20 protein-coding genes are annotated in these 22,997 nt (G+C 63.0%); 4 read left to right on the forward strand and 16 right to left on the reverse strand.

What is annotated here, in order from left to right; translation table 11 throughout:
- Positions 1-111: 111 nt before the first annotated feature.
- Positions 112-1,374 carry a response regulator gene (locus tag D886_RS0117580; RefSeq protein ID WP_027595156.1) on the forward strand — a complete coding sequence of 421 codons (1,263 nt, stop codon included), beginning with the start codon at positions 112-114 and terminating at the stop codon, positions 1,372-1,374.
- 532 nt (positions 1,375-1,906) lie between these two features.
- Here the strand turns inward: D886_RS0117580 and D886_RS0117585 are convergent.
- Both D886_RS0117585 and desA read right to left on the reverse strand, forming a co-directional pair.
- Complete coding sequence (locus tag D886_RS0117585; RefSeq protein WP_027595157.1) at positions 1,907-2,896, reverse strand: sensor domain-containing diguanylate cyclase; 990 nt, start codon at positions 2,894-2,896, stop codon at positions 1,907-1,909.
- 141 nt (positions 2,897-3,037) lie between these two features.
- Positions 3,038-4,222 carry a delta-9 fatty acid desaturase DesA gene (gene desA / locus D886_RS0117590; protein WP_027595158.1) on the reverse strand — a complete coding sequence of 395 codons (1,185 nt, stop codon included), beginning with the start codon at positions 4,220-4,222 and terminating at the stop codon, positions 3,038-3,040.
- A 147-nt stretch (positions 4,223-4,369) separates the two neighbouring features.
- On the opposite strand from desA, the gene dibA reads away from it, so the two are divergent.
- Positions 4,370-6,265, forward strand: a complete 1,896-nt coding sequence (gene dibA, locus D886_RS0117595) for a phosphodiesterase DibA (RefSeq protein WP_027595159.1) — start codon at positions 4,370-4,372, stop codon at positions 6,263-6,265.
- A 4-nt stretch (positions 6,266-6,269) separates the two neighbouring features.
- Here the strand turns inward: dibA and D886_RS0117600 are convergent, their stop codons facing one another.
- The 11 genes from D886_RS0117600 to tcyJ form a co-directional block, all read right to left on the reverse strand.
- Positions 6,270-7,523, reverse strand: coding sequence for a HipA domain-containing protein (locus D886_RS0117600; protein WP_033694249.1), 1,254 nt, complete (start codon positions 7,521-7,523; stop codon positions 6,270-6,272).
- The gene (locus tag D886_RS0117605; RefSeq protein ID WP_033694250.1) at positions 7,520-7,747 is read right to left on the reverse strand and encodes a helix-turn-helix domain-containing protein; all 228 of its coding nucleotides are present in this window, start codon (positions 7,745-7,747) and stop codon (positions 7,520-7,522) included. Before D886_RS0117605 ends, D886_RS0117600 begins: the two co-directional genes overlap by 4 nt.
- Before the next feature lie 226 nt (positions 7,748-7,973).
- Positions 7,974-8,618: a methionine ABC transporter permease gene (locus D886_RS0117610; protein WP_008096606.1), complete on the reverse strand. Its 645-nt coding sequence runs from the start codon at positions 8,616-8,618 to the stop codon at positions 7,974-7,976.
- Positions 8,608-9,717, reverse strand: a complete 1,110-nt coding sequence (locus D886_RS0117615; RefSeq protein WP_027595162.1) for a methionine ABC transporter ATP-binding protein — start codon at positions 9,715-9,717, stop codon at positions 8,608-8,610. Before D886_RS0117615 ends, D886_RS0117610 begins: the two co-directional genes overlap by 11 nt.
- A 1-nt stretch (position 9,718) precedes the next feature.
- On the reverse strand, positions 9,719-10,519 hold the full coding sequence (locus tag D886_RS0117620; protein ID WP_027595163.1) for a MetQ/NlpA family ABC transporter substrate-binding protein: 801 nt from the start codon (positions 10,517-10,519) through the stop codon (positions 9,719-9,721).
- Positions 10,512-11,903: an LLM class flavin-dependent oxidoreductase gene (locus D886_RS0117625; RefSeq protein WP_027595164.1), complete on the reverse strand. Its 1,392-nt coding sequence runs from the start codon at positions 11,901-11,903 to the stop codon at positions 10,512-10,514. Before D886_RS0117625 ends, D886_RS0117620 begins: the two co-directional genes overlap by 8 nt.
- Positions 11,903-13,084: an SfnB family sulfur acquisition oxidoreductase gene (locus D886_RS0117630; RefSeq protein ID WP_027595165.1), complete on the reverse strand. Its 1,182-nt coding sequence runs from the start codon at positions 13,082-13,084 to the stop codon at positions 11,903-11,905. The genes D886_RS0117625 and D886_RS0117630 overlap by 1 nt, the downstream gene beginning before the upstream one ends.
- A gap of 139 nt (positions 13,085-13,223) precedes the next feature.
- Positions 13,224-14,465 (reverse strand): SfnB family sulfur acquisition oxidoreductase, encoded by a 1,242-nt coding sequence (locus D886_RS0117635; protein WP_027595166.1) that lies wholly within the window; start codon positions 14,463-14,465, stop codon positions 13,224-13,226.
- Positions 14,466-14,734: 269 nt separating this feature from the next.
- Positions 14,735-15,493, reverse strand: a complete 759-nt coding sequence (tcyN, locus tag D886_RS0117640; protein WP_027595167.1) for an L-cystine ABC transporter ATP-binding protein TcyN — start codon at positions 15,491-15,493, stop codon at positions 14,735-14,737.
- Between the two features lie 2 nt (positions 15,494-15,495).
- Positions 15,496-16,164, reverse strand: coding sequence for a cystine ABC transporter permease (gene tcyL / locus D886_RS0117645; protein ID WP_027595168.1), 669 nt, complete (start codon positions 16,162-16,164; stop codon positions 15,496-15,498).
- Positions 16,161-16,955, reverse strand: coding sequence for a cystine ABC transporter substrate-binding protein (gene tcyJ / locus D886_RS0117650; RefSeq protein ID WP_027595169.1), 795 nt, complete (start codon positions 16,953-16,955; stop codon positions 16,161-16,163). The genes tcyL and tcyJ overlap by 4 nt, the downstream gene beginning before the upstream one ends.
- Positions 16,956-17,225: 270 nt before the next feature.
- Here tcyJ and epsC point away from each other — a divergent pair, with 270 nt between their 5' ends.
- Both epsC and betT read left to right on the forward strand, forming a co-directional pair.
- Entirely contained in the window at positions 17,226-18,158 is a 933-nt protein-coding gene (epsC, locus tag D886_RS0117655) for a serine O-acetyltransferase EpsC (protein WP_027595170.1), read from the forward strand.
- A 255-nt stretch (positions 18,159-18,413) separates the two neighbouring features.
- Positions 18,414-20,375, forward strand: a complete 1,962-nt coding sequence (gene betT, locus D886_RS0117660; RefSeq protein ID WP_172960398.1) for a choline transporter BetT — start codon at positions 18,414-18,416, stop codon at positions 20,373-20,375.
- A 114-nt stretch (positions 20,376-20,489) separates the two neighbouring features.
- On the opposite strand, the gene tauD is transcribed toward betT, so the two are convergent.
- The 3 genes from tauD to tauB are packed head-to-tail and all read right to left on the reverse strand — an operon-like array spanning position 20,490 to position 22,993.
- Positions 20,490-21,323, reverse strand: a complete 834-nt coding sequence (gene tauD, locus D886_RS0117665) for a taurine dioxygenase (RefSeq protein WP_027595172.1) — start codon at positions 21,321-21,323, stop codon at positions 20,490-20,492.
- A gap of 45 nt (positions 21,324-21,368) precedes the next feature.
- Complete coding sequence (gene tauC / locus D886_RS0117670) at positions 21,369-22,208, reverse strand: taurine ABC transporter permease TauC (protein WP_027595173.1); 840 nt, start codon at positions 22,206-22,208, stop codon at positions 21,369-21,371.
- Positions 22,205-22,993 carry a taurine ABC transporter ATP-binding subunit gene (gene tauB / locus D886_RS0117675; RefSeq protein WP_027595174.1) on the reverse strand — a complete coding sequence of 263 codons (789 nt, stop codon included), beginning with the start codon at positions 22,991-22,993 and terminating at the stop codon, positions 22,205-22,207. The genes tauC and tauB overlap by 4 nt, the downstream gene beginning before the upstream one ends.
- Positions 22,994-22,997: the final 4 nt, after the last annotated feature.

Raw genomic sequence — 22,997 nt, forward strand, 5'->3', positions numbered from 1 at the left:
CCTCGGCGGGTTTTTTTTGTGCCCAGAAAACGCGATGGACGCTATCGTTGACGCAGGACTTGCCTTGGAAGCTGCGACGGATTGCGTGTCAGGGATATTCAGGAGTTGGCCATGAGCGCTGTAGACCCCACCCCACCTTGCGTACTGATTGTCGAGGGCGACCCGTGGGTGCGTGACATGCTCAAGGAGATGCTGCTCAGCGTGCGTTGCGACGCCCGTCTGCAGGTCTGCGCCGACGGCTCGCAGGCGCTGAGCGCGCTGTCGAGCAAGCCCGACCTGATCATCGCTGCGCGTGAGCTGGCCGGCGTCGATGGCCTTGACCTGCTGCGCAAGGTCCGCGCCAAAGGCCCGGAGTTGCCGTTCATTCTCATGAGCAGCCGCAGCGACAGTGCCAGCGTGCGCGAAGCGTTGCCCCTGCACCCCACCGCTTACCTGAGCAAGCCCCTGAACCTGGATAACCTGCGCAAGCGCCTGGAAGAACTCCTGCTGGCCGTTGGCGAAGAAATCGCCTGCCCGGTGCCGCCTTTGCAGCCGGGTGCCAGCCTGGCCGGTTACCTCGAGCAGCGCCGCGCGACTGCCGATGGCGGACCGCTGCTGGCCGATGTGCAGGTGGCGATCAAGCGCGCGCTGAACCCTCAGGGCCTGAACCTCAAGGTGCTTGAAGAGGAAGTGCGCAACGACCCGCAGGTTACCGCAGTGCTCATCGCCGCCGCCAACAGCGCCGCCCTGCACCGCGACGCGCCCGTGCAAACGTTGCTGCAGGCGTTGAACAAGCTTGGCAGCACCCAGAGCATGAACCTCATCCTGGGCATGACCCTCAAACGCAGCGCACGGCTGAGCGACCCCTTGCTGGCGCAGCACGCGGCGCACTTCTGGAAGCTCTCGCTGCACTGCGCTGAATACGGCCGCAGCCTCGCGCGTATGTTGGAGCTGGATGAAGGGCGTTGTTACTGCGCCGGGCTGTTGCATTGCCTGGGCGACCTGGCAGTGCTGCGCTGCCTGCAAGAGTGGCGCCTGGCCGGTGGTGAGTTGGACGAGGGCACGGTCCGCAAGTCGCTCGATGAATACGGCGCGGCATTCGGTTCGGCGCTGCGCACGCGCTGGCGCTTGCCACTGGCACTGCGTGAACTGATTGCGGCCATCTACCAACTGGGCGGTGGCGTGTATTCGCGGGAGATCCTGGCGATGAATCTGGCCGGGCAATTGTCACGGTTGCCGGCTGAGCATGGGTTGGAGCAGGTTGCCAGTAACAAGACTGCACGGCTGCTCAAGCTCGGCTTGGCGGAGCTGGGCCGGCTGCGCAAGGTCGAGAACCCGGAGGTGAAGCCGCAGCGTGAAGAATTACCTGTCGGTGAGAGCGGCGCTGATACCTGATCTTAGGTTTTTGTACGAAAAGTATGGTCATCCATCGTTGTGGGAGCGGGCTTGTCCCGCGAATGGGGCTACGCGGTGCATGGCACCGGCTTCGCCGGTGTTCGCGGGGCAAGTCGGATCGCCGCACCGCCGCTCCCACGTAATGCGTCATTTTTTAGAAATTGCGCAAGACAGTTGCTCCCATGCTCAGGGTTCATTCGTGCACGCGTTCTTGCCTAGTCAGAAATGACAAAACCCAGCCTAGGCTGGGTTTTGCAGGTCCCTCAAGGGGAATAAAACGCGAAGTGCCTCTAAGGGCTACGGGGACAAGATCATGGGGTAAGTATCAAATCAAGATGTCCTCGTCCAATTTGCCTGGGTTGATGAGCAGGCAGCTCATCGTACCACCCTCCGCTTAGCGTTCCAGCATCCCTGGTCGCGGAAAGAGGCACCACTATGCAGGCATCTGGATCGATTATTCCATTGAGAACGACTACCAGTCGGCTTTTTACCATTTCAGGTTCAAGCGATAATCGCGGCTTGGTAAGTTTACCTATCCCCGCACAATCTGATTCTTCCCCTGCCGCTTGGCCCGGTACATCGCCGCATCGGCGCGGGCGAACAGGCTGTCCAGCGACTCATCCTCATCCGTCAACGCCGTCAGCCCCTGGCTCACGGTCACCCCGTAGACGTGCTCGTCGTGGCTGAAGCTCAGCCGTTGAATCTCTCGCTGCAAACGCTCGGCGATCTGCTCGGCCACTTGTGCATTACAGCCCGGGAACACGGCCGCAAACTCCTCGCCACCAATACGTCCAAACTGGTCCCCTCGGCGTAGCACGGCTTTGCCGCTGTCGGCGATACGCTGCAGCACTTGGTCGCCTTCCTGGTGCCCGTAGCTGTCATTGATCTGTTTGAAATCGTCGATGTCCAGCAGCAGGAAGGCCAGTGGCGTGCCGTCCTCGCGGGCGCTGTCGAAGGCCTGCTGGGCACATTCGAAGAAGTGCCGGCGGTTGCTGCTCTGGGTCAGCACGTCGGTGGTGGCCAGGCGATGCAGTTCGCCTTCGAGTTGCTTCTTTTCGGTGATGTCTTCGGCGATACCGACAACGATGACCCGCTGTTCGCCCTCGCGGTGCTGGTTGATGTAGCACTTGTCACTCAGCCAGCGTACCTGGCCTTCGGCATTGAGGATGCGGTATTCGCGGTCTTCCACCGAGCCTTTGAGCAGCACTTGGGCCAGGCTGCGCTCGGCGTATTCCAGGTCGTCGGGGTAGATGCTGTCGCGCCACTCGTTGTAGTCGGCCAGCACCAGGCTGATCGGGCGGCCAAAGATACGTTCGTACGCCGGGCTGACGTAGAGCACCTGGCGAGCTTCCCAGTCAAAGGCCCAGAGTACGGCATTGACGCTGTCCAGCAACGAACTGAAGAGTTGTTCGCGTTCACTCAGGCGGGCGACTTCGCCTTGGGCGTGCAGCAGGGCCAGCAAGGTCTTGGCGGCTTCTGGAGGTGGGGTGCCGGGCAGGGAAGTTGGAATGTTCTTGGCCATGTGCACGAGCGAGTCTCGACAAGTGAGCGTGCGGCCAGCATCAGGCCCGCCACGCGGGCGATGTGCCGAGTTGGAGTGGTGGGCAGGGGGGGAAGTTCCAGGCGGCACGCCCTGCTAGCAGGGCGTGCCGATCAACGGCGGTCAGGCGCCAGTTGGGCGCAGGGAGTAGGTTTTCAGTTGTGCGGCGAAGTCGTGCAGGGCATGGATGCCGCTGGCTTCGGCCTCGTGCACCCAGTCCTTCATGGCCGCGAGCATGTCGTGGCCATTGGCGCTGGTGCGTGCCCAGATTTGCTGCAGGGCCAGGCGTTTTTCGTAAATGACCTTGAGGGCCTGGCTATGCGCGAGCAGCGTCTCGATGCGCACGTGGTGGCGGTCTTCCAGCAGGCTGGTCTCCCGCGACAGCAGGCGCTTGGCGCGGCGGAAACGGTGGCGCATCGACGCGTCGACCTTGGCCAGCTCTTGCTGCACCAGCGGGCCGATCACCAGCTTGCGGTACTGGGCCATGATCTGGAAGCGATTGTTGAGGATCGCCATGGCAGTGTCCATGTCCAGGTTGGCCTTGCCTTCGACCCTGTGGGCGATCGGCGCCACGCGCTGCACCTTGGCCAGGCGCAGGAAGCAGAACAGGCGTATCCAGGCCCAGCCCATGTCGAACTCCCAGCGTTTTACCGACAGCTTGGCCGAGTTGGGGTAGGTGTGGTGGTTGTTGTGCAGCTCTTCGCCACCGATGACGATGCCCCACGGCACCAGGTTGGTGGCGGCGTCCCGGCATTCGAAATTGCGGTAGCCGACGGCATGGCCCAGGCCATTGACCACGCCAGCGGCCCAGAACGGAATCCACATCATCTGCACCGCCCAGATGGTGATGCCAAGAGTGCCGAACAGCAGCAAGTCGATCACCGCCAGCAGGGCAATGCCGCCTAGCTTGTACCGCGAGTAGAGGTTGCGCTCGATCCAGTCGTCCGGGCAGTTCTTGCCGTAGATGCGCAGGGTTTCGGGGTTGCGTGCCTCTTCGCGGTAGAGCTCGGCGCCTTTGCGCAGGACCGTGCTCAAACCCTTGTGCACCGGGCTGTGCGGGTCGTCGGGGGTTTCGCACTTGGCGTGGTGCTTGCGGTGGACGGCGGTCCACTCGCGGGTGTTCTGCGCCGTGGTCAGCCACAGCCAGAAACGGAAGAAATGCTTGAGCGCGCCGTTGAGCTCCAAGGCCCGGTGCGCGGAGTAGCGATGCAGGTAAACCGTGACGCTGACGATGGTCACATGGGTCATCAACAAAGTGATGCCGACCAGTTGCCAGGCCGACAAGTCGAGCAGGCCGTTGTACCACATAGGTGTTAAAACCCTCGATAACACAGGGGAAGGGTCTGATTATCCCTTGGCAGGGAAATAAAACCAGTCACCCTTTCAGATAGGACGTCACGACATGTTTCACCCTTTATAATGCGCGCTCTTCGTTCATGGGCCATTCCACCCGACATGTCTGTTTCCGTTCGCGACGCCTTGCGCATGGCTGCGCTCTATGTGGTGCTGTCGATCCTCTGGCTGGTGCTGGCGGAGATGCTCCTGCATGGTATGACTGACGACCCGCTGGCACTGACGGTGGGGCGGCAGATCAATGTGGTGATCTGGGTCTTGTTCAGCGCGGTGCTGATTTTCGTGTCGCGGGCACGCCTGCTCAATTTCATCGGCATTGGCGCGCGCCTGCGCTGTGAGGACCGCGAGCGGCTGCGCATGGCGGCGGCGGTGTTCGACAGTACCCTCGAAGGGGTGCTGGTGACCGACCGCCAAGGCCTGATCGTGCACGTCAACCGCGCCTTCATGCGTATTACCGGTTACCAGCAGGATGAGGTCATTGGCCAGCGCCCGAACAAGTTCAAATCGGGCCGCCATGGCGCGTCGTTCTATCAGCAGATCTTTGCCACCCTGGCCGAAAAGGGCGAATGGAGCGGCGAGATCTGGAACCGCCGCAAAAGCGGCGAGATCTACCCGCAATGGCAGACGATCTGCGCCATACGCGATGACGCTGGTGCGCTAAGCCATTACGTGGCGGTTTTCAGCGACATCAGTGCGATCAAGCATACCGAGCAGGAATTGGCCTACCTGGCCCATCACGACCCGCTGACCGGCCTGCCCAACCGCCTGCTGTTCACCGACCGCGTCGAGCAGGCGCTGGTGACGGCGCAAGCCAACAAACGCGGTTGCGGTTTGCTGCTGCTCGACCTGGACCATTTCCAGAGCATCAACGACGGCCTTGGCCACACCATCGGCGATCAGTTGCTCAAGCTGGTGGGCGAGCGCCTGGGCGAGGTGGTGGGCAATGGGGTGACCCTGGCGCGGCTGGGGGGGGACGAGTTCGGTGTACTGGCCGAGAACTGCCAGCAAGTCGGCCAGGCGGGCAAGCTGGCGCAACGCATCATCGAGCGTATGCGCGAGCCGTTCGTGTTCGATGGCCATCGCCTGTTCATCAGTGTCAGCGTCGGCATCAGCCTGTTCCCCAGCGATGCGCTGGGTACCGAGCAGTTGCTGCGCAATGCCGACGCGGCACTGTTCAAGGCCAAGAGCAGCGGGCGCGCCTGCTATGCGCTGTACACCGAAGAGCTGACCGCGCACGCCCAGCACCGGGTGGAAACCGCCGGCGAGCTGCGCCGTGCCTTGGAGCAGGATGAACTGCGGGTGTACTTCCAGCCGGTGCATGACCTGGCCACGGCCGAGCGGGTAGGGGTCGAGACCCTGGTGCGCTGGGCGCATCCTCAGCGCGGCCTGGTGCCGCCGAGCGAGTTCATACCGATCGCCGAGCGCACCGGGTTGATTGCCGAAATCGACACCTGGGTGCTGCGTCAGGCTTGCCTGCAGATGGTGCAGTGGCAGCGCGAAGGCCGGCAGCTGGCGTTCGTCGCGGTGAATATCTCAAGCCGTCTGTTTGGCCAGCACGCGTTGTATCGGCAGGTGGCCGAAGTGCTGCACGAAACCGGCCTGGCCCCGGCGATGCTGGAGCTGGAAGTCACCGAGAGTGCGGTGATGGAAGACCCGGAAGTGGCGCTGGAGCAGCTGCATCGCCTGCGTGAACTGGGCGTGACCTTGGCGATCGACGACTTCGGCACGGGGTATTCATCGCTGCTGCGGCTCAAGCGTTTGCCGGTGCAGAAGCTGAAGATCGATCAGGGCTTTGTCGCGGGCTTGCCACATGACGATGACGACATCGCGATCGTGCGGGTGATCATTGCCCTGGCCCGCAGCATGGGCATGCAAGTGCATGCCGAGGGCATCGAGCAGCAAGAGCAGGCCAGCTTCCTGCTGCAGGAGCAGTGCCAGTTGGGCCAGGGTTACTGGTTCGGCCGGCCGGTGCCGGCGCAGGACCTAGAGTGGGGGTGATGGCTCAGGGCCGTAGTTTTTCCGTCATGTCGCGGATCACGCCATGGACGATGCGCCTGACCAGCCTGCTTTCACCGGCATGCCAGGCATGGACGTTTTTTTCCAGAAGGTCTCTTGCTGCATCTTCCACGCCCGGTACCAGCTCATCAATGATCTTGTTACCCAGCGGCGCGCGTACGCCAATCGCTTCACCGAGGCTGATGACGCTGGCCCTGGTAATGTCAGCGTGGGTGCGGACGCCTTCTGGCTTCCACACCAGTTCTGCCTCAAGCCATGGCGCAGCGGATTCGCCGTAAACGGCGGTGCACAAGAGGTCGTAGTGCGGTGCGAGGTAATACGCATCCGGACGCACGAAGAACGACAGGTTTTTCAAGTGGGCATCGTTGTTGCCAACGACAATGTTGAATACCAACCACCTGAATAGCTGAAGCCGCGTCTGGGCCACATTCCGGACCTGCCCGAGAATCTTTCGTAACGTTTCTGCAGTCGCTTGTTGGTACTTGAAGCTTTTGTCGAGCGTGAGCAATTGGCAAGCATCCAGCACATGCACGCGTTCGAGCCGATCATTCACCCGTGTGCGGTCGAAGCGCTCGATCAGATAGGCTGCCTCGGGTACGCGGCGAACCTTCACATCGGGTACTTGCAGCCCTACCGCTCGTGCAACACTCATCACGAACCACTCGTTCACTGCGGTCGCGTCATAGAGGTCACGGTCGGGGTGGTCGGGCTTGAGGATATGGGTCGACGGCGTGTTGCCGATCGGTTCGAACAGGGCGTCTTTGTCCATGACAATCGGCAGCTTATGCTGCGCGCCAGCGAGTGACATACGCTTCGGGGCGCCTGTGGTCAATGCGACTCGGGGCAGGTTGCGAATCCTCTCACTCAACTGAGCGTCCGAGATGGGCTTCAGGCCGCTCGCCTGCTCAAGTTGTGGCTCAGGTAGCAATGTGATTGCACCTGCCGACTCTGAACCGTAGTAGCTGAGCAAGCCAAAAGCGTCCGCGAATTCGAGCTTTGCATCGCTGGCCAGCAATGTGCGTGCTTGCTCTTCGGGCAGCAGATTGTCGAAGAACCATTGGACAGGGCGCTCGGATGATCCATCAACCAGCAAGCCTTTGGCACGAGGCAGTGCGGGCGACAGATCATAGCCGTCGGGTCGGGCTATCCAGGCTGGCGTATATTCCAGGCTCCAGACACCTGCGTTGTCGCTGAGCGTTGCAACGTGGTGGCTGTTGATCAGGATTTGGAGGGCTCTCATTTGTCAGGCACATCCACATAAACCCGTATGCCAAGTTCCTGCATCACTTGCAGGACGCTTGCGAGTGACACACTGCCCTTGCCTCGCTCGATGTCCCTGAGCAGGACGTGGCTTTTGCCGACGATGAGGGCCAGGTCCGATTGGGTTATTGCCTGGTTTTTGCGTACCTCACGTACTGCATTTCCCAAATCGAGAGGTGTCTGGATCTGTTTGAGGGAGCCCATGGGTGTTCAGCCGGTTCGAAAGAATAGTTTCGATTATGGTCGGCGACAGGGAACATTCAAGGAAAACTAAGGTTTTATTTAGTTTTTACCGTGTGGGGAGAGGTCAGCGCTAAAAACGAAAGTATTGTTTCGATAGTTAGCGTTAGCGCCTTGATGTGGTTTTATCTCAACGATAATTGAGTTTCTGTACAACTGCGAATGGGGCCGCAAAACGGCCCCTGACAATTCACCGCTTGTTCAACCCCTTCGCCAGCCGATCCCCACCCAGTTGAATCAACGCCACCAACGCCACCAGCATGGCGATCACGGTCAGCATGATCTGGCTGTCGAAGCGCTGGTACCCATACCGATAGGCAATGTCGCCCAGCCCACCGGCGCCAATCGCCCCGGCCATGGCTGACGAGTTGATGAGGGTCACCAGGGTAATGGTGAACCCCCCGACGATGCCGGGCAGCGCTTCGGGCAGCAGTACATGCCAGACGATGTGCCAGCGCCGGCAGCCCATGGCTTGCGCCGCTTCCACCAGGCCGTGGTCCACTTCGCGCAAGCTCACCTCGGCAATCCGGGCAAAGAAGGGGGTGGCGGCGATGGTCAGCGGCACCACGGCCGCCCATACACCATAGGTGGTGCCTACCACCAGGCGGGTGAAGGGGATCAGCGCGACCATCAGGATCAGAAACGGGATCGAGCGGAACAGGTTGACGAACGCGCCCAGCACCCGGTTCAGCAGCGGTGCCTCGAAGATGCCGCCCTTGTCGCTGGTGACCAGCAGCACCGCCATCGGTACACCCACCAATAGCGCGATCAGCGACGACACGCCGACCATCAGCAGGGTGTCGAGCAAACCTTCAAGCAGGCGATCAAACCACATGGCCCAGTACCTCCACGTCTTCGGCCCAACGGCGGGCACGCTCCAGCAATTGGTGGGTGTCGTGTGGCGAATGCTGCACCGACAGGATCAACTGCCCCAGGGCATGCTCACCGATGGTTTCAACGCCACCTTGCAGCAGGCGCACCCGGCCGCCGAGGTCGATGAACAGGGCAGAAAGCTCCGGCTCGCCGAGCAAGGTCAGCTTGAGCACCACGGCGCTGTCGCGGCTTTGCGGGCTGGCCTTGAGGCTGGCCTGCAAAGTCGCGGGCAGCTTGGCCTGCAAGGGCGCGAGCAAGGTCCGCGTCACTTCATGGCGCGGTGTGCCGAATACCCGCCAGACTTCCCCTTGCTCGACCACTTCGCCGCGCTCCAGCACCACCACGCGGTGGCAGATATCGCGGATTACCGCCATTTCATGGGTGATCAGCACGATGGTCAGGCCCAGGCGCTGGTTGATGTCACGCAGCAGTTCAAGGATCGAGGCCGTGGTTTCAGGGTCGAGTGCCGAGGTGGCCTCGTCACACAAGAGGATCTCGGGGTCGTGCACCAGCGCCCGGGCGATGCCGACGCGTTGCTTTTGCCCGCCCGACAACTGCGCGGGGTAGACGTGGTGCTTTTCCTGCAGGCCGACCAGCTCCAGCAGTGCGCGCACCTTGCGCTGGCGCTCGGCCTTGGGCACGCCGGCCACTTTCAGTGGCAGCTCGACGTTTTGCCACACGGTCTTGGCCGACATCAGGTTGAAGTGCTGGAAAATCATGCCGATGCGCCGGCGCAGCGCAACCAAGCGGTCCTCGTCGAAGGGCGCGATGTCCACCTGGTCGATCAGCACGCGGCCCTGGCTGGGTTGTTCCAGGCGGTTGATGGTGCGCAGCAGCGACGACTTGCCGGCGCCGCTGCGGCCGATGATGCCGAAGATCTCGCCATGGCGGATGTTCAGGTCGATGCCTTGCAAGGCAGGCTGAGCCTGGCCAGGGTAGGTCTTGCCGAGGCCGATGAAGCGCACGTGGGCTTCGTTGACCTCTGGGCGCAGGGCCTGTTCCTTGGCCGTTGGCGGCAATGGTTGGGGTGTCGGCGCCCTGAGCGCGCTGGCCTGGCTCATGTCAGCCCTCCCAACCGGCCTGGTAGAGGTTGCCGTGGGCTTTGTTCAAGGCCGCGCGCACCGCGGGCGAGTGCTGGTAGATATCGACGAACTTGGCCAGGCGCGGGTCGTCCTTGCTTTGCGGGCGAATGACGAACTGGATCACGTACTCTTTGTTTTCCAGGCCATCGAACAGCAGCGCGGAGGTGGCGTCGAAGCTGTTGGCCAGGCGGATGTAGGCCGGGTAGCCCTGGACCAGGTCAGCGTCGTCATAGGCGCGCACCAGTTGCACCGCCTCGACCTGAAGGATTTTAAGGTGCTTGGGGTTGGCGATGATGTCGTCTTCCGTGGCCTTGTAGCCGACCCCAGGTTTAAGCGTGATCAGCCCCGCCTTGGCCAGTAACTGCAGGCCACGGCCGCTGTTGATCGGGTCGTTGGCGATGGCCACGCTGGCGCCTTCGGGCAGCTCGGCGAAGCTTTTGTACTTTTTCGAGTACAGGCCGACGTTGTTGATGATGCCTGGCGCGTAGGGCACCAGGTTGAAGCCCGCAGCGGCCTTGGCGTTTTCCAGGAACGGGATGTGCTGGAAGTAGTTCACGTCGATGTCGCCGCTGTTGAGGCTGACGTTGGGGGCTATCCAATCGCTGAACTCGATCAGCTTCACGTCCAGGCCTTGCTTGTGGGCTTCTTCCACGGCGGTTTCCAGGGGAATCGCAAAGGCGGAGGTGGTACCGATTTTCATCGGCTCGGCGGCGAAGGCGCTGGCGGACAGGCCAAGGGTGACCGCAATGGCCGCGACGGGCCGGAACAGTTTCTCAAGCATGGTGCAGGGCTCCAGTCGGGGCAGGGGTTGGGGTAAAGCGGTAGCGCGAGCCGGGATGGCTGGCGGGCAGGTGCGGGTGGTCGGTATCGAACAACTTCTCGCGCAGGGTGCCCTCGGCGTAGGCGGTCTTGTAGCGGCCACGCTGTTGTAGCTGCGGGATGACCAGGTCGATGAAATCCTCAAAGCTTTCTGGTGTAACGGTGCGGGTCAGGTTGAAGCCGTCCAGCCCGGTTTCGTCGAGCCAGGCGATCAGGGCATCGGCGACCTGTTCAGGGCTGCCGACCAGGGTCACGTAGCGCCCGCCCAGGGCGTGCTGATCAAGCAGGCGGCGGCGGGTCCAGGCGTTTTCCTGCAGCTGGCGCGTGGCCGACTGAATGGCGTTGCCCTTGCTGAAGCCGATCGGCTCGTCCAGCCCATAGGCCGCAAAGTCGATGCCGGTGGAGGCGGCAAAGTGCGCCACGCCGGCCTCGGGGCTGGCATGGCGCAGGTACTCGGCATGCTTGGCTTGGGCCTGTTGCTCAGTGGGGGCGACGATCACCGTGATGCCCATGAACACCTTGACCGCCTGCGGATCGCGGCCCGCCGCCTTGGCGGCCGCGCGCACCTTGTCGACCTGGGCGCGGGTGGCGGTTTTGTCCTGGCCGCTGATGAACACGCACTCGGCATGGTTGCCGGCAAAGGCGAGGCCGCGCGGGGAACTGCCCGCCTGGAACAGCACCGGTGTGCGTTGCGCTGAGGGCTCGCACAGGTGGTAGCCCTCGACGTTGTAGAACTCACCGTGGTGGCTGACCTTGCGCACCTTGTCGGGCTGGGCGTAGACGCGCTGCTCGCGGTCGGCGACCACGGCATCGTCAGCCCAGCTGCCTTCGAGCAGTTTGTACAGCACCTGCAGGTACTCGTCGGCCTGGTCGTAGCGCCGATCATGCTCGGGTTGCTGCGCCAGGCCCATGGCGCGGGCCGCGCTGTCGAGGTAGCCGGTGACGATGTTCCAGCCGACCCGGCCATTGGTGAGGTGGTCGAGCGTGGAGAGGCGCCGGGCGAACAGGTAAGGCGCCTCGTAGGTGAGGTTGGCGGTAAGGCCGAAGCCCAGGTGGCGGGTGACGGCAGCCATGGCCGAGACCAACAGCAGGGGGTCGTTGACGGGTAGCTGGATCGACTCCTTGAGCGTTACCTCCAGCGACTGGCCATAGACGTCGTAGGTGCCGACGATGTCGGCGATGAACAGGCCGTCGAACAAGCCCCGTTCCAGCAGGCGTGCCAGGTCGGTCCAGTATTCAAGCGTCTTGTACTGGGTCGAGGTGTCCCGCGGGTGGGTCCACAGGCCATGGTTGATGTGCCCGATGCAGTTCATGTTGAAGGCATTGAGCAGAATCTGTTTGGCCATCAGATCGTCCCCCGACGCGGCGGGTTTTCGTTGTTCAGGTAGTAGTTGCCGATGGCGTGGTACTTCCAGCGCACTGGGTCGTGCAGGGTGTGCACGCGGGCGTTGCGCCAGTGGCGGTCGAGGTTGTGCTCGGCGAGGGTGGCCTGGCTACCGGCCAGTTCGAACAGCGTGGTGCCGGCGGCGAGGGAAATCTCGGTGCTGATGGCGCGTGCTTCGGCCACGGCAATGGAGGCGGCGGCGACGTTGTCGGCGCTGCTGTCTTGCTGGGCGCGGTCGAGGTATTCACCGGCGCGTTCGAGCAGGGCTTCGGTGGCGTGCAGGCGGATCGCCAGTTGGCCGAAGCTTTTCAGGGTCAAGGGGTCTTCGCTGGCCTTGTCCAGGCCCGAGTCGACCCAGGGGCGGCTGCGGGTGCGCACGAAGTGCAGGGCATCTTCGTAGGCGGCGCGGGCGATGCCGGTGTCGATGGCAGCGTGGAGAATCTGTGCCAGTGGGCCGACTGGGGTCGGGCGTTCGAAGGCGCTCTGGAAGGGGACTACGTCTTGGGCGCTGACCCACACGTTGTCGAATACCACCGAACCACTGCCGGTGGTGCGCTGGCCGAAGCCGCTCCAGTCGTCGATCACCTGCAGGCCTTGGCTGTCGGCGGGGACGAAGGCCAATTGTTGCACGCCATCGTCATCGATCACCGAGGTCGGGATGCGCTGGGCGTAAAGGGCACCGGTGGAATAAAACTTGCGCCCATTGATACGGAACCCATCACCGTCGCGGCTCAGGCGGGTGGTGCGGTCGTTGGCGGTCTTGGTGCCCAGTTCGGCCAAGGCATTGCCAAAGCGCCGGCCGGCCAGCACTTCGGCGTACAGGCGTTGCTGTTGTTCAGGGCTGCCGTTTACCCGCAGCACTTCCAGGGCATAGAAGTGGTTTTGCGGGATCTGCCCCAAGGAGCCATCGGCCTGGGCGATGCGGGCGATGACTTTGGCCAGGGTGACGTTGGACACACCGGCGCCGCCGAAGGCCTTGGGCACGCTGATGGCCCACAGGCCGGAGCGGGTGAACAGGTCGAGTTCGGCATGGGGCAGGCGACGCTCGCGGTCGCGCAGGGCGCTGTCGCGGCGCAGTTGCTGGGCGATATCTTCGGCGATGGCCAGGGCTTGGGTGTCGCTGGTGATGATGTTTGTGGTCATGGTGTTTCTCCGGGGCCTTGGGGGCCGCTTCGCGCCCCAATCGCCGGCAAGCCGGCTCCCACACGTTCGGCGGTAGCGCTCTGAAGGTGGGAGCCGGCTTGCCGGCGATTGGGCTGCGAAGCGGCCCCAGGGCCAATAATCAGATCCAGGAATGCCGCGCAGGCAGGCTGCCGTTCAGGTGGTAAGCGCCCACCGCGTGGTACTTCCAGCGCACCGGGTCATGCAGGGTGTGCACGCGGGCGTTGCGCCAGTGGCGGTCGAGGTTGAACTCGGCCAGGGTGGCGCGGCTGCCGGCCAGCTCGAACAGCTTTTCGCTGGCCTGCAACGAGACCTCGGTGGTCAGCACCTTGGCCTCGGCCACGGCGATCGAAGCGCGGGCAGCAGAAGCGGCGTCGATGGGGGCGGCATTGACCTCATCGAGCACCCGCGCCGCCTTGCGCAGCAGCGCCTCGGCAGCGTGCAGCTCGAGCTTGAGGCGGCCGATATCGGCGATCACGTACGGGTCGTCGCTGGCGCGCTCGACCTTGGCGTCGATCCAGGGCCGCGATTTGTCGCGCACAAAGCTGATGGCATCATCGATGGCCGCTTCGGCGATGCCGGCGTCGATGGCTGCCTGGATCAACTGCGAAGCCGCGCCCTGGATATTCGGCGTGTCACGCTGGCGCCAGTTGTCGATCACCAGTTCCGCATCGACCGGCACCTGGTCGAGCAGCACGGTGCCGCTGGCGGTGGTGCGTTGGCCGAACCCAGACCAGTCATCGACGATGCGCAGCCCAGGGCTGCCGCGGCGGACGAAGGCCAGGCGCTGGCGGCCTTCGTCGTCCAGTGCCTTGACCGCCACCCAGTGGGCGTACAAGGCGCCCGTGGAGTAGAACTTTTCACCACTGATGCGATAACCGTCGCCTACGCGGGTGATCTTTGCCTTCAGGGTCAGGGTGTCTTTGGTGCCGCGCTCGGGGCCGGCATTGCCGATGCGCCAGCCGTCCAGCACGCTGCGGAAGATCACCGCCTGCTGTGCCTCGGTGGCGGTCAGGCGCAGCAACTGCAGCATACCGAACTGGTTCTGTGGGATCTGCCCCAGGGCCGGGTCGGCGGCACTGATCAGGCGGAAGACTTCCGCCACAGTTTCGAACGAGACATCGGGGCCGCCATAGGCCTTGGGTACGCTGATGCTGCCCAGGCCGCTACGGGTGAACTGCTCGATCTCTGCCCACGGCAGTTTGCGTTGCTGGTCGCGGCGTGCGGCCTGCTCACGGGCCACGTCGGCCAGTTCGCGTGCGGCTTGCAGGGCCTCGGCGTCGTTGCGCAGCACCTTGGCTGGCAGCAGCAGGGGCGAGCTGTCGACGTCGCTGTGGAAAAGGGTATTTGGCTGGCTGGACATCAGTACCGCTCCTTGGCTGCACTCAATGCCCTGGCGATACGCACTGGGGTGATTGTGATCCTGACCATTCCTAACCTCACAAAAGTAGATGCGTCGCTTCAGCTGATGGCGACAGACGTTTGCTGGTCCGGTGGTCCGGTGTATATACCCTAATGGCTTATTAAAAGATTATGAACTAACCTTTTGGAATATATATAGAAGTTGAGATTTGCGCAGCGGGTGCCGGCTTCTTCGCGGGCAAGTCGGACCGCGAAGAGGCCAGTACAGGTTTATTCCGAAGCTGCGGTGCCGAGGAACTTGCGCAAGAACTGCCGGGTGCGCTCTTCCTTGGGCGCCGAAAACAGCGCCTTGGCTTCACCCTGTTCGACGATCACCCCCTTGTCGAAGAAGATCACCCGGTTCGCCACATCACGGGCAAAACTCATCTCGTGGGTAACGATGATCATGGTGCGCTTTTCTTCGGCCAGGCCGCGGATGGTGGCGAGCACTTCGCCAACCAGCTCCGGGTCGAGCGCCGAGGTCGGTTCGTCAAACAGAATCACCTCAGGCTCCATCGCCAGGGCACGGGCAATCGCTACCCGCTGCTGCTGGCCACCGGAAAGGCGCCGCGGGTAGGCGTCTTCCTTGCCCGCCAGGCCTACCTTGGCCATCAGCTTGCGGCCCAGGACGATGGCCTGGTCGCGGGGTGTCTTCTTGACGATCACCGGGCCCTCGATGACGTTTTCCAGGGCGGTGCGGTGGGGGAACAGGTTGAAGTTCTGGAACACGAAACCGGCCTGCTGACGCAACCGGCGAATCGCACTCTGCTGCCCACCCAGCGGGCGATTGGCATCGATGCTGATGGCGCCGATCTGGATCTGCCCGGCGTCGGGGGTTTCCAGCAGGTTGAGGCAGCGCAGGAAGGTGGTCTTGCCCGAGCCGCTGGGGCCGATGATGGCGACCACTTCGCCTGGCTGCACGGTCAGGTCGATGCCATTGAGCACGGTCTGGCCCTTGAACTGCTTGGACAGGCCTTTAACTACGATCATGCTCAATGCTCCTGGTCATGCTGGTTGACCCGCGCTTCCATGCGGTTCTGGAAGTGCGCGAGGATACTGCAGAGGATCCAGTAGATAACCGCCACAGCCAGGTACATGGTGAAGACTTCGAAGGTGCGTGCGGTAATCAGCTGGGCCTGGCGGAACAGCTCGGGCACCTGGATGGTCGCCGCCAGGGCGGTGTCCTTGACCAGCGAGATGAAGCTGTTGCCCAGCGGCGGCAAGGCCGTACGCAGGGCTTGCGGCAGGATGGCCCGGCGCATGGCCTGGGTGCGGGTCATGCCGATGCTGGCAGCGGCTTCCCACTGGCCACGGTCGATCGATGAAATCGCCGCACGCAGGATTTCGCAGATGTAAGCTGCCATGTTCAGCGACAGGCCGATCAGCGAGGCCGGGATGGGGTCGAGTTCGATACCGATCTGCGGCATGCCGAAGTAGATCACGAACAGCTGCACCAGCAGCGGCGTGCCCCGGAAGAACGACACGTAGATGCGTGCCAGCCAGTTCAGCGGCAACATCTTCGACAGCCGCATCAGCGCCAGGGCAAACCCCAGCACCAGGCCGAAGAACATGCCACCGACACTGAGCAGCACCGTATAACCCGCGCCCTTCAGCAGGAAGGGCGTGGAATCGACAACGAGTTGCAGGCTTTCAGCGATCATTTAGTGACATCGGCACCGAAGTATTTTTCCGACAGCTTGGCCAGCGTGCCGTCGGCCTTGAGCTTGTCGATGGCCTTGTTGAGGGCCGCCAGCAACTCAGGTTCGCCTTTGCGCAGGGCCACGCCGCTTTCCAGGCGCGAGAAGGCGTCGCCGGCAAGCTCGGTGTCCTTGGCTTTTTGCGCGTATTCCAGTGCGGCCAGGCGGTCGATCAGGATCGCGTCGATGCGGCCGTTGCGCAGGTCGGCGAATTTGCTCGGGTCGTCTTCATAGGTGCGCACGTCTGCTTGCGGAACATCTTGCTTGACCCATTGCTCGTAGTTGGTGCCCAGGCCTACGCCGACTTTCTTGCCAGCCAGGTCAGCCGCTTTGTGGATGTTCAGCTGCTCGGCCTTCTTCTTCAGGATCAGCGCCTGGATGCCGGAAATGGTGTAGGGCTCGGAGAAGTCGTACTTCTTCTTGCGCTCTTCGGAAATGGTCACTTGGTTGATCACCACGTCCAGACGCTTGGATTCCAGCGCGGCGAGGATCCCATCCCATTTGGTCGGTTGAACCTTGGCTTTGACCCCGAGCTCCTTGGCCAACAGCTCGGAGAGTTCAACCTCGAAGCCGGTCAGGTTTCCGTCTGCGTTGACGAAGCTGAACGGTGGGTAGGTGCCTTCCAGGCCGACGTTGATCACGCCCTTTTCCTGAATGGTCTTCAATTGCTCGCCGGCGAAGGCCTGGCTGAGCAGGCCGGCACCCAGCAGGATGGCCAGGCTGGCGTTGAGTAGCGGTTTGGCGAATTTCGACATGTCAGGCCCCGCGCTTGGTGTGGAAGTAGTGGGTGGCGACTATAAAGTTGGCCGCTTAGGCCAGGAAATAATAAAAAATTATCTTATTATTCCGTTTTGTTTTTATGCCGAGTGAAGTCAGCTTTGAGGGTAGGCCAGGATACTGGCGCCGTCATCGCGGCTTATGCCCGACTTAGCGCAGGATGGAATAAAGCGTTGTTTTTTCCAAGGGATGGATTTGCCGTAGAGTGGATTGCATAACGACAGATTGGCCCCAGGCAGGAGAACACCGTGAGCGAACAACCAACATCCGCGCATTGGCAGCTGCACAGCATCGTCAGTGGTTTGCGCAGCGCCCGTGAGCAATGGCGCAGCCGCAATGGCCGCAGCATTGGCGAGCAGGGCGGGCGCGAACTGCCCTCTCGCGAGGCCATGCGGCAGATTCTCGAGCAGTTGTGCGGGGCGCTGTTCCCGATGCGCCTTGGGCCGGTCGACCTGCGCGAAGAGAGTGAAGATTTTTACGTAGGGCACACCCTGGATGCCGCCCTGACCGCATTGCTGGCCCAGGCCCGCCTGGAGCTGCGCTACGCCGCCCGGCAGAGCCAGGGTGACTTGGTGTCCGTCGATGCCCAGGCACTGCGGCTGATCCAGGATTTTGCCGCGGCGCTGCCCAACCTGCGGGTATTGCTCGACACCGACGTGCTGGCCGCCTACCACGGTGACCCGGCGGCGCGCAGTGTCGATGAGGTGCTGCTGTGCTACCCAGGCATCCTCGCCATCATCCATCACCGCCTGGCGCATCACTTGTACCAGGCTGGTTTGCCGCTGCTGGCGCGTATCAGTTCGGAGCTGGCGCATTCGGCGACCGGTATCGACATCCACCCCGGCGCGCAGGTCGGCCCGAGCTTCTTCATCGACCACGGCACCGGCGTGGTGATTGGCGAGACCGCGATCATCGGCGAGCGGGTACGTATCTACCAGGCGGTGACACTGGGCGCCAAGCGCTTCCCAAGCGATGAGTCGGGTACCCTGCACAAAGGCCTGCCGCGCCACCCGATCGTCGAGGACGACGTGGTGATCTATGCGGGGGCGACGATCCTGGGGCGCATTACCATCGGCAAGGGCTCGACCATTGGCGGTAATGTGTGGCTCACCCGCAGCGTGCCGGCCGAGAGCAACATTACCCAGGCCAACCTGCAGCTGGATTGCCAGGACAAGAACTGACCTGAGGTCTTTACTGGCTGTACCGGCCCTTTCGCGGGCCGGTTCAGGCATGCACCGATCAGCACCCCGGTTCGCATCAAATCCCGATCCATGGTTAACTTGAACGCTTGTTCAATGAAAAAACGCTGGTCCGCTGCCGGTGTTCAACAGGAGGATTCCTTTGCTGAACCCGTTCATTTCGAACCTTACGTCACGTGACGAGGTGCATGCCCGATGAGTGCACCGACCCCCACCCTTGCCAACGGCAAGATGCGCATGAACCCTCCGGTGTTCTATTTCGCGGCAAGTTTCATCCTCATCTTCGGCCTCATTGTCATCACCAATCCGCAAGCCGCAGGCGACTGGTTGCTGGCGGCACAGAACTGGGCGGCCAACACGGTCGGCTGGTACTACATGCTGGCGATGACGCTGTACCTGGTCTTCGTGGTGGTCACCGCCTTGTCTGGCTACGGCAAGATCAAGCTCGGTGCCGACCACGACGAACCCGAGTTCAGCTACTTGTCTTGGGCCGGCATGCTGTTTGCCGCCGGCATCAGCATCACGCTGTTCTTCTTCTGCGTATCCGAACCGCTGACCCACATGCTGCAGCCGCCCCAAGGCGAAGCAGGCACGGCAGAGGCCGGGCGCCAGGCCATGCAGATCCTGTTCCTGCACTGGGGCCTGCATGGCTGGGGCGTGTTTGCCTTCGTCGGCATGGCGCTGGCCTACTTCGCCTACCGGCATAACCTGCCGCTGGCCTTGCGCTCGGCGCTGTACCCCCTGATCGGCAAGCGCATCAACGGGCCGATTGGTTACGCGGTGGATGGCTTCGGCATCATTGCCACGGTGTTCGGCCTGGGCGCCGACATGGGCTTTGGCGTGTTGCACTTGAATGCCGGCCTGGATTACCTGTTCGGGATCAGCCACAGCCAGTGGGTGCAGGTCGCGCTGATCACCCTGATGATGGGCGCGGCGGTGGCCGTGGCGGTCGCCGGGGTGGAGAAAGGCGTGCGGGTGATGAGCGACATCAACCTGTTCCTGGCCTGCGCGCTGTTGCTGTTCGTGCTGTTTGCCGGCCCTACCCAGCACCTGTTCAACACGCTTATCCAGAACCTGGGTGACTACCTCGGCGCCTTGCCCCGCAAGAGCTTCGACGTCTATGCCTATGGCGAAAACCGCGACTGGCTGGGCGGCTGGACGGTGTTCTACTGGGCCTGGTGGATTGCCTGGGCGCCATTCGTGGGCTTGTTCATTGCGCGTATTTCGCGCGGGCGCACCATCCGCGAATTCGTCTTCGGCGTGTTGTTGATTCCCCTGGGCTTCACCCTGGCGTGGATGTCGATCTTCGGCAACAGCGCATTGGACCAGGTCATCAACCATGGCATGACCGCGCTTGGCCAATCGGCGCTGGATAACCCGTCGATGAGCCTGTACCTGCTGCTGGAGACCTACCCCTGGAGCAAGGTGGTCATCGCGACCACGGTGTTTATCAGCTTCGTGTTCTTCGTCACCTCGGCCGACTCGGGCACTGTGGTGCTGTCGACTTTGTCGGCCAAGGGGGGTGACCCGGATGAAGACGGGCCTAACTGGCTGCGGATTTTCTGGGGCGCGATGACCGCGCTGATCACCAGTGCATTGCTGTTCGCCGGCAGCATCGATTCGCTGAAGTCGGCGGTGGTGCTGACCTCGCTGCCGTTCTCGCTGATCTTGCTGTGCATGATGTGGGGGCTGCACAAGGCGTTTTACCTGGAGTCCCAGCGGCAGATTGCGCAGATGCATTCGCTGGCGCCGTTCGCTCAGTCGCGTCGCGGGCGCGGCGGCTGGCGCCAGCGCCTGAGCCAGGCCGTGCACTTCCCATCACGCGATGAGGTGTACCGCTTCATGGACGACGTGGTGCGCCCGGCGATTGCCGATGTGCGTGAGGTGTTCGAGCAGAAGGGCCTGGTGCTGATTACCCAGGACGACCCGAGCCACGACAACGTCAGCTTGAAAGTGGGCCATGGCGAGGAGCAACCCTTCATCTACCAGGTGCAGATGCGCGGCTATTTCACGCCGTCGTTTGCGCTGGGTGGGCTGGGTGCTCAGGAGTTGAAGAACCGCCGTTATTACCGGGCGGAGGTGCACCTGAGTGAGGGCAGCCAGAACTACGACCTGGTGGGCTACAGCAAGGAGCAGATCATCAACGACATCCTCGACCAGTACGAGCGGCATATGCAGTACTTGCACCTGGTCCGCTAGACCGCTGGGGCCGCTTTGCGGCCCTTTCGCAGCACAAGGCTGCTCCTACAGGATGTGCGATCCCCTGTAGGAGCAGCCTTGTGCTGCGAATGGAGGCCAACGGCCTCCCGCGGTTCAAAACGGCGCATCCCCCAAAATCGTCGCCCGGTGCATCACCCGCCGATTCGGCCGGTAATCATCCACCGCAAAATGCTGGGTCACGCGGTTGTCCCAGAACGCCACATCATTTTCCTGCCACCGCCAGCGAATGCTGAACTCAGGCCTGGTCGCATGGGCGAACAGCAGCTTGAGCAATGCGTCGCTCTCATACTCGTTCAACTCATTGATGCGCGTGGTGAACCCTTCGTTGACGAACAGCGCCTTGCGCCCGCTGACCGGGTGCGTGCGGATCACTGGGTGTGACAGCGGCGGGTTGTTGCGCCGGGTCGCCTCCCAGCGCGCCAGGTCTTCTGGCGTGGTGCCAAAACGCTCGAGCGGGAACGACTTGGTGAAGTCATGGGTGGCCGTCAGCCCGTCAAGCATCTCGCGCAGGGGCGCCGACAAGGCTTCGAGGGCGGCAATGCCACTGGCCCACAGGGTGTCGCCGCCATACGCCGGCAGTTGTTTGGCGCTGAGTACCGCGCCTAACGCCGGGGTCGGCAGGAAGGTCACGTCGGTGTGCCAGACGGCATTGTCGCGCACGTCGGTGACCGCCGTGTCGAGCACCAGCACCTGTGGGGTTTCCGGCACGTTGGGGTAAATCGGGTGGATGTGCAGGTCACCAAAGCGGGTCGCAAAGCGGGCTTGCTGGTCTGGGGTGATCGGTTGATCGCGGAAGAACAGCACCTGGTGCTTGAGCAGCGCTTGCTCGATGGCGTCGCGCTGCTCGGTGGTGATGTCGCGGCTGATGTCCACGCCGCTGATCTGGGCGCCGAGCGCCGGGCTGAGAGGGGTGATGGTCAGGCTCATGTCGGTCTCGATCTGTTTTTACTAGGCGCCGAAATGCCGGCGTGGTCAGTGACTTTGCCCGTGCCAGGGCACCAGCTTGCGTTGCAGCGCGCGCAGGCTCATTTCCAACGCGAAGGCGATCAGGGCGATCAGCAGAATGCCCAGCACCACCACGTCAGTGACCAGGAACTGCGCCGCCGACTGCACCATGAAGCCCAGGCCGCTGGTGGCGGCGATCAATTCTGCGGCGACCAGGGTCGACCAGCCGACCCCAAGGCCGATGCGGATGCCGGTGAGGATGTCGGGCAAGGCGCTGGGCAGGATCACGTGGCGGATCAGTTGCGCCTTGGTCGCCCCCAGCGATTGCGCGGCGCGCAGTTTGGCCGGGTCGACGGTGCGTACGCCGGTGGCGGTGGCGATGGCAATCGGGGCGAAGATCGCCAGGTAAATCAGCAACACTTTCGACAGCTCGCCGATGCCGCACCAGATGACGATGAGCGGCAGATAGGCCAATGGCGGAATAGGGCGGTAGAACTCGATCAGCGGGTCGAGAATGCCCCGCGCCACGCGGTTGTAACCGATGGCGATGCCGACCGGGATGGCGGTCAGGGTGGCGGCGACCAGCGCCAGGCCGATACGGCCCAGGCTTGCCCCCAGGTGCTGCCACAGGCTGGCATCCATGTAGCCCTGGGTCAGTAGGGTCCAGGCCCTGGCCAGGATATCGCCGGGCGCTGGCAGGAACAGCGGCTCGATCCAGCCGGCGGCCGTCACCAGCCACCAGGCCAGCAGCAGGCTGGCCAGGGTCAGGGTGCTGATCCAGCGGGTAGCAAGCGGGCGGCGTACCTTTTCAGCAGGCCGGGTGTGGGCGTCGCGTTTGCCGGTAACCGGCAGATCCAGGCTGCTCATGCGCGCTCCTGCAGGCTTTGGCGTTGGGAGAAGACCCGCGCCAGCACATGCTCGCGGGTTTCGATGAAGCGGGGGTCGGACTTGATCGCCCGGGCCGGCTCGCCCGCCGCGTAGCGTTGGCCGAAGTCCAACTGCAGGCGCTCGACTACACGCCCCGGGTTGGGCGCCAGCAGCACCAGCTCGCTGGCGAGGAACACCGCTTCTTCAATGTCGTGGGTAATCAGGAACACAGGCTTTGCGGTGCGCTGCCAGACCTGCAGCAGCAGCTCTTGCATCTGCTCGCGGGTGAACGCGTCGAGCGCGCCGAACGGCTCGTCCATCAGCAGTACCCGTGGGTCGGCCGCCAGCGCGCGGGCCAGGCCAACACGCTGCTTCTGGCCACCGGACAATTGCCATATGCGCCGCTCGGCAAACCCTTCCAGGTCGACCAAGGCCAGCATCTCGCGGGCTTTGGCCTCGCGCTGGGCGCGCGGTACGCCGGCCAGCTCAAGGCCAAAGGCGACGTTGCCCAGCACGTTCTGCCAGGGCAGCAAGGCATCGTCTTGGAACACCACACCGCGTTCGGCGCTGGGGCCGTTGACCGGTGCACCGTCAAGGGTGATGCGGCCGCCGCTGGGGGCGACGAAGCCGGCGATCAGGTTGAGCAGCGACGTCTTGCCGCTGCCGGAGGGCCCGAGGGCCACCAGCAGCTGGCGTGGCCCCAGGCTCAGGTTGATGTCGGCCAGCACCGGGGTGCTGGCGCCAGGGTACTGTGCGCTGATGCGCTCCAGTTCAAGCAAGGCCATGACG

The organism is Pseudomonas sp. LAIL14HWK12:I7, assembly GCF_000483465.1.
GTDB lineage: Bacteria > Pseudomonadota > Gammaproteobacteria > Pseudomonadales > Pseudomonadaceae > Aquipseudomonas > Aquipseudomonas kermanshahensis.